General features: G+C 58.3%; 5 protein-coding genes and 1 pseudogene. 2 read left to right on the forward strand and 4 right to left on the reverse strand.

Annotated elements, in window-relative coordinates; translation table 11 throughout:
• A pseudogene (locus ACEYDX_RS01195) lies at positions 1-332 on the forward strand (septal ring lytic transglycosylase RlpA family protein); the annotation flags it as partial.
• Positions 333-507: 175 nt separating this feature from the next.
• Here ACEYDX_RS01195 and ACEYDX_RS01200 read toward each other — a convergent pair.
• Together ACEYDX_RS01200 and recQ are read right to left on the reverse strand one after the other, a co-directional pair.
• Entirely contained in the window at positions 508-783 is a 276-nt protein-coding gene (locus ACEYDX_RS01200) for a hypothetical protein (RefSeq protein WP_373740212.1), read from the reverse strand.
• A gap of 245 nt (positions 784-1,028) precedes the next feature.
• Positions 1,029-3,416 carry a DNA helicase RecQ gene (gene recQ, locus ACEYDX_RS01205; RefSeq protein WP_373740213.1) on the reverse strand — a complete coding sequence of 796 codons (2,388 nt, stop codon included), beginning with the start codon at positions 3,414-3,416 and terminating at the stop codon, positions 1,029-1,031.
• 206 nt (positions 3,417-3,622) lie between these two features.
• Between recQ and ACEYDX_RS01210 the strand changes: the two genes are divergently transcribed.
• Positions 3,623-4,063, forward strand: coding sequence for a surface-adhesin E family protein (locus ACEYDX_RS01210; RefSeq protein WP_373740214.1), 441 nt, complete (start codon positions 3,623-3,625; stop codon positions 4,061-4,063).
• 32 nt (positions 4,064-4,095) lie between these two features.
• Here the strand turns inward: ACEYDX_RS01210 and ACEYDX_RS01215 are convergent, their stop codons facing one another.
• The gene (locus tag ACEYDX_RS01215) at positions 4,096-4,218 is read right to left on the reverse strand and encodes a hypothetical protein (RefSeq protein WP_373740215.1); all 123 of its coding nucleotides are present in this window, start codon (positions 4,216-4,218) and stop codon (positions 4,096-4,098) included.
• A 428-nt stretch (positions 4,219-4,646) separates the two neighbouring features.
• Positions 4,647-5,174, reverse strand: a complete 528-nt coding sequence (locus ACEYDX_RS01220) for an L-threonylcarbamoyladenylate synthase (RefSeq protein WP_373740216.1) — start codon at positions 5,172-5,174, stop codon at positions 4,647-4,649.
• Positions 5,175-5,198 lie beyond the last annotated feature (24 nt).

Genomic DNA, 5,198 nt, shown 5'->3' on the forward strand with positions numbered 1-5,198 from the left:
CATCGTTTTACGGCGACAAATTCCACGGCCGCAAAACCGCCAGCGGCGAACGTTACAACAAACACGCCCTGACCGCCGCCCACCGCACGCTGCCGATTCCCAGCTACGCGCGCGTCACCAACACCAAAACCGGCAAGAGCGTCGTCGTCCGCATCAACGACCGCGGCCCCTTCCACGGCAGCCGCGTCATCGACGTATCACGCGCCGCCGCGCAAAAACTGGGCTTTATCCGCCAAGGCACCGCGCATGTGAAAGTGGAATCCGTCGCCCCCGGACAGGAACGGGAAACAGAACAGGTCCAAAACGACGGCAGCCGCGACGATTTCGTGGATTTCATCCAATCCCGCCAAACCGAGATTTAAAACGGTTGCCGGCCGGTTCAAACACCGCATTTCCAATTCAGACGGCCTGTCGCAATGACAGGCCGTTTCGTTGGGCTGCGGATGACGTTTCTGCGGATAAGGCCGTCTGAAAAAAGCGGCGGCGGGAAAATGTGGGAAAAACCGTTCAGACGGCATCCGTTGTCAGGCCAGGCATGGCAGGCCGTCTGAAAACGGTTTGCCGGACAGGCGGTGTTGCGGCAATGCTTACTTCCGTTATCCGCACAGGCGGGCATACGGTTTCGATGTTCACAAGTGATTGTGTAACAAGGCCGTGTTCGGGTATTGCGTTGAGAACACAGGCAAGACGGATTTCTCCTACTTCCGTCATTCCCGCACAGGCGGGAATCCAGTTGCGATATTCAGTAAGTAATTGTTTAACAAAAAAGATACCGGATTTCAAGCATGGATTCCCGCCTGCGCGGGAATGACGGGATTATGCGTCTGAAAGCGTTATACGGTTGCGCGGTTTCGGGGCTGATAAACCGTATCTGACTACCGGCTTCGTGCCCCGACAGAAATGGCAGGGATGCTATCTGCCGGTTTTGTACGGCTATACCGAACCTGCTGTCGGGTTCCCGCACGCACGGGAAAGCGGGTTAAGTGTCTGACGGCCTTATACGGTTGCGCAGTACCGGATAACCAACCCTACCCGCCTGCCAATACGTCCAAAATTTCCTGACCGTATTTCGCCGTTTTTTCTTCCCCCATGCCGTGCACGGCGGCGAGTGTCCGCAAGTCCTGCGGCTGTTTGGCGGCAACGGCGCGCAGGGTGATTTTGCTGCATATTTCGTGGGCTTCGACGTTTTCGCGGCGGGCGGTTTGGTTTTGCCATTGCAGCAGGCGGCGCATCAGGCGGCGTTTTTGTACGGCTTCGGGAGAGAGGCCGTCTGAAAAGGGATAGCAGACCGCGAGAATATCGGTACCGTATTTGCCGATGCGCACGTCGCCGAGTCCGTAGATGCCCTGCAAATCAAGCTCTTCTTCGGGGGTGTTTTGCGCCAAATCGTGCAGGCTGTCGTCGGAGCAGATTTTGCCGACGGCGCAGCCTTCGGCTTCGGCTTTGCGTTCGCGCCAATTTTGCAGGGCTTCGAGCAGGGCTTCGGTGCGTTCGTCCAAATGGTCTCGGGAATCGGACAGGCCGTCTGAAATGTCTGCAGCGGCGTGTTCAGCCAGTCCGGATGTGTCGGCCCTTTTCGGATTCGGCAGGCCGTCTGAAGTGTTTTCAGACGGCCTGTCCGGTCGGGAAAACGTTTGGCAGATTTCGATGATGCCGCTGCCGAATTTGCTGATTTTGGCTTCGCCCAAACCGTAGATGTCGTGCAAATCCGCCAAGGTTTGCGGCAGTTTTTCGACGATGTCGCGCAGGGTTTTGTCGCCGCACACCACATAGGCAGGCACTTCTTCTTCTTTGGCGCGCATCATGCGCCAGTGGCGCAGGGCCTGCCAGATGCGTTCTTCGCGCTCGGTGCGCAGCCATTCTTCTTTGGGTTTTTGCGTGGCGGCTTTTTCGCGCTTGAGCGGGCGCAGGAAAACGGCTTCGCCGCCTTTCAATACGGCGCGGGCGGCGGGGGTGAGTTGCAGCGATTGGTAACGGGCGGCATCGACGGTAAGCAGGCCGAGGCTGATGGATTGGCGGATCACGCCGCGCCATTCTTTGTCGGAAAGTTCCGCGCCGATGCCGAAGGTGGATAGGGCGTGGTGGCCGTTGCGCGTGATCCAGTCGTCGCTTTTGCCGCGCAGCACGTTGATGACGTAGCCTGCGGCGTGCTGCTGGCCGACGCGGTACACGCAGCTCAGCAGTTTCTGCACCAGTACCGTACCGTCGAAGCGCACGGGCGGATGCAGGCAGTTGTCGCAATGGCCGCAGGGTTGCGATTCTTCGCCGAAATGCCGCAACAGCAAAACGCGGCGGCATTCGGCGGTTTCGCACACGCCGAGCATGGCATCGAGCTTCTGCATCTCAATCTGCTTCTGCGCTTCGCTGCTTTCGCCGGTTTGGATGCGTTCGCGCAGAATCACCCAGTCATTGAGGCCGTAACAGAGCCAGCTTGCGGCGGGCAGGCCATCGCGCCCTGCGCGGCCGGATTCCTGATAGAAGTGTTCGACGCTCTGCGGCATATCGAGATGGGCGACAAAACGCACGTCGGGCTTGTCGATGCCCATGCCGAAGGCAACGGTGGCGACGACGATGATGTTGTCTTCACGCGTGAACCGCCGCTGGTTGGCTTCGCGGGTTTCCATGCTCAGACCGGCATGGTAGGGAATCGCGTCCAAACCGTTTTCCTGCAGAAACTGTGCCGTGTCTTCCACTTTTTTACGGCTCAGACAATAAACGATGCCGCTCTGCCCGTGCATCTGTTTCTGAATGAAATCAAGAAGCTGCTTTTTGCCGTTGTTTTTTTCGATGACTTGGTAGTAGATGTTGGGGCGGTCGAAGCTGGCCACGAATTCCGGCGCGTTTTCGAGATGCAGGTAATGTTTGATGTCGGCGCGGGTGGCCGCGTCGGCAGTGGCGGTGAGCGCGATGCGGGGAACATCGGGATAGCGTTCGGCCAGTATGCCGAGCTGTCGGTATTCGGGGCGGAAGTCGTGCCCCCACTGGCTGACACAGTGCGCTTCGTCAATAGCGAACAGGCTGATGCGGTGCTGGGCGAGAAAGCGCAGGAAACGTTCGGTAACCAACCGTTCGGGCGCAACGTAGAGCAGTTTCAGACGGCCTGCCTGAATATCATCGGCAATCTGCCGCGCTTCTTCCGCGCCCGTGCCGCTGTGCACGCAGGCCGCCGCCACGCCCGCCGCGTGCAGGGCGGCCACTTGGTCGTTCATCAGCGCAATCAGCGGCGACACCACCACCGCCACGCCTTCGCGCATCAGCGCGGGAATCTGGTAACACAGCGATTTGCCGCCTCCGGTCGGCATCAACACCGACAGGCTCTGCCCTTGCGCGAGCGTACCGATAATCTCGGCCTGGCTGCCGCGGAAATCGGGGTAGCCGAACACGTCGTGCAGAATCTGGCGGGCGGTTTGGGGCATGGTCAATCCGTGGACGGTGGGGAAAGCGGGTATTTTAGCTTTTTTGCGGATGCGCTTACAGGTTTTTTCAGACGGCCTGCAACGGTTTGGCCGGTTTGGAAGGCCGTCTGAAAACCGGATGCGCCAACGGTAATCTTTGCAAATCCGGTTTACGCCGCCCGCCGCCTTGCGGATAATAACGCCTTTTCAATTCAGGAACATACGAGATGAACACCACCAAACCCATGCGCCGCGCCGCCACCTTCGCCGCCGCCCTCCTCCTCGCCGCCTGTGCCTCCACCGGCCCCAGCGTCAGCGGCAACTGGAAAGATTTGGGTACTACGTCCAACGGCAACATCACAACCGCCATCGATACGGGCAGCATCAGGAAAAACGGCAATCTCGTTACTTTCCGCGACAAAAAAACCGTGAAAAAACCCGGCGAAGAACAGTACGCCAACACCCCGAAATACAAAACCGCCGTCGGCGAATGGGAAATCCACTGCACCAACAAAACCTACCGCATCACCGGTTTGCAGCTTCTCGACGAGAAAGGCACGGTATTGACCAGCCAGAAATTCACCGCCGTGGCCGTCCGCCCCATGAGCGTGATGAGCGGCTCGGTAACGGAAAAACAGTTTGAAGAAGCGTGCGGGAAAAAACTGTAACCCGATAAGTGTTTGATTTGTAAAACCTGCCGTTACCGCACATCCGCCGCACCCGCCTTGTACAGGCAGCCGCAGGATTGTCGGGACGGCGGTTTTTTATCTGCACGGTAACGCGAGTGGGGCAGCGTAATGTTCAGACGGCATTGCAGGTTCATCGGTTTTTCATACGGTTATGCCGTTCTGAGCCGATGAACATTCTGCGGTTTGCAGAAGACCGAGCGCCAAAACATGAGATAAGCCTGCGCTTGGGAAACGGATACTCGGCATTCGTCATCCCCTTGCAGGCGGCAATCCGTAACAACAAGTTACGGTTTTTTTTTGAACGGCTGGCTGTGTGCGGATATGGTGTTGATGACATAAGGTCAAGACGGACTTCTCCGCTTGCCGTCATGCCCGTGCAAGCGGGAATCCAGCATTAGCCTCTATAAACCTTTATTATTCATGAGGTTATGAAAATAAACCGTTATTCCCTCCTGTTCAGGAATAACGGTTTTTAACGGTACGGCATCCATCGATGCCTTGTATCAATACGGCCGTCTGAAAGATTTTCAGACGGCCTGTTTTCATTTATCCAACACAATTTTCAACGCAGCCGCTGCCCCGTATCCGCATCCACAATCCGGCTCGGCGTTTTCTGCCGTCCGACCATGCCGCCGACCACCCAGACATCGCGGCCGAAACGGCGGCGGGCTTCGCGTTCGGTTTTGCACGGGCGTTTGCCGGCGCGGTTGCAGGAAGTGGACACGAGCGCAGTACCCAGTTTGCGGCACAAATCCCGCGCGCCTTCATGGGCGGGAACGCGGACGGCAAGTTTGCGGCGGTTGCGCCCGCGCAGCAGCGGCGGAATATCGGGAGCGGCATCCAGCAGAAACGTTACCGGCGCAGGCCAGGTTTGCCGCAGTTTGGCGGCGGTGTGTTCAGACGGCCTTTGCAGCAGCGGCAGAAGCTGCGCCAAACGGCTGCCGATGACAATCATGCCTTTGCCCTGCGGCCGTTTTTTCAGGCGCACCAGCCGCCTCAGGGCTTTGGGATGAGCGGGCAGGCAGCCGATGCCGTAGCAGGATTCGGTGGGATAGGCAATCAGGCCGCCGCGTTTAAGATGGGCTTTCAGACGGCCTGTTGCGGCGGCGGGGAG

The organism is Neisseria sp. (genome assembly GCF_041804105.1).
Classification (GTDB): domain Bacteria; phylum Pseudomonadota; class Gammaproteobacteria; order Burkholderiales; family Neisseriaceae; genus Neisseria.

What these genes read in the sequence shown, in the direction of transcription:
- ACEYDX_RS01215 (WP_373740215.1), bottom strand. Translation starts at nt 4,218, where the DNA reads ATGAACCTGCAATGCCGTCTGAACATTACGCTGCCCCACTCGCGTTAC.
- recQ (WP_373740213.1), bottom strand. Translation starts at nt 3,416, where the DNA reads ATGCCCCAAACCGCCCGCCAGATTCTGCACGACGTGTTCGGCTACCCC.
- ACEYDX_RS01210 (WP_373740214.1), top strand. Translation starts at nt 3,623, where the DNA reads ATGAACACCACCAAACCCATGCGCCGCGCCGCCACCTTCGCCGCCGCC.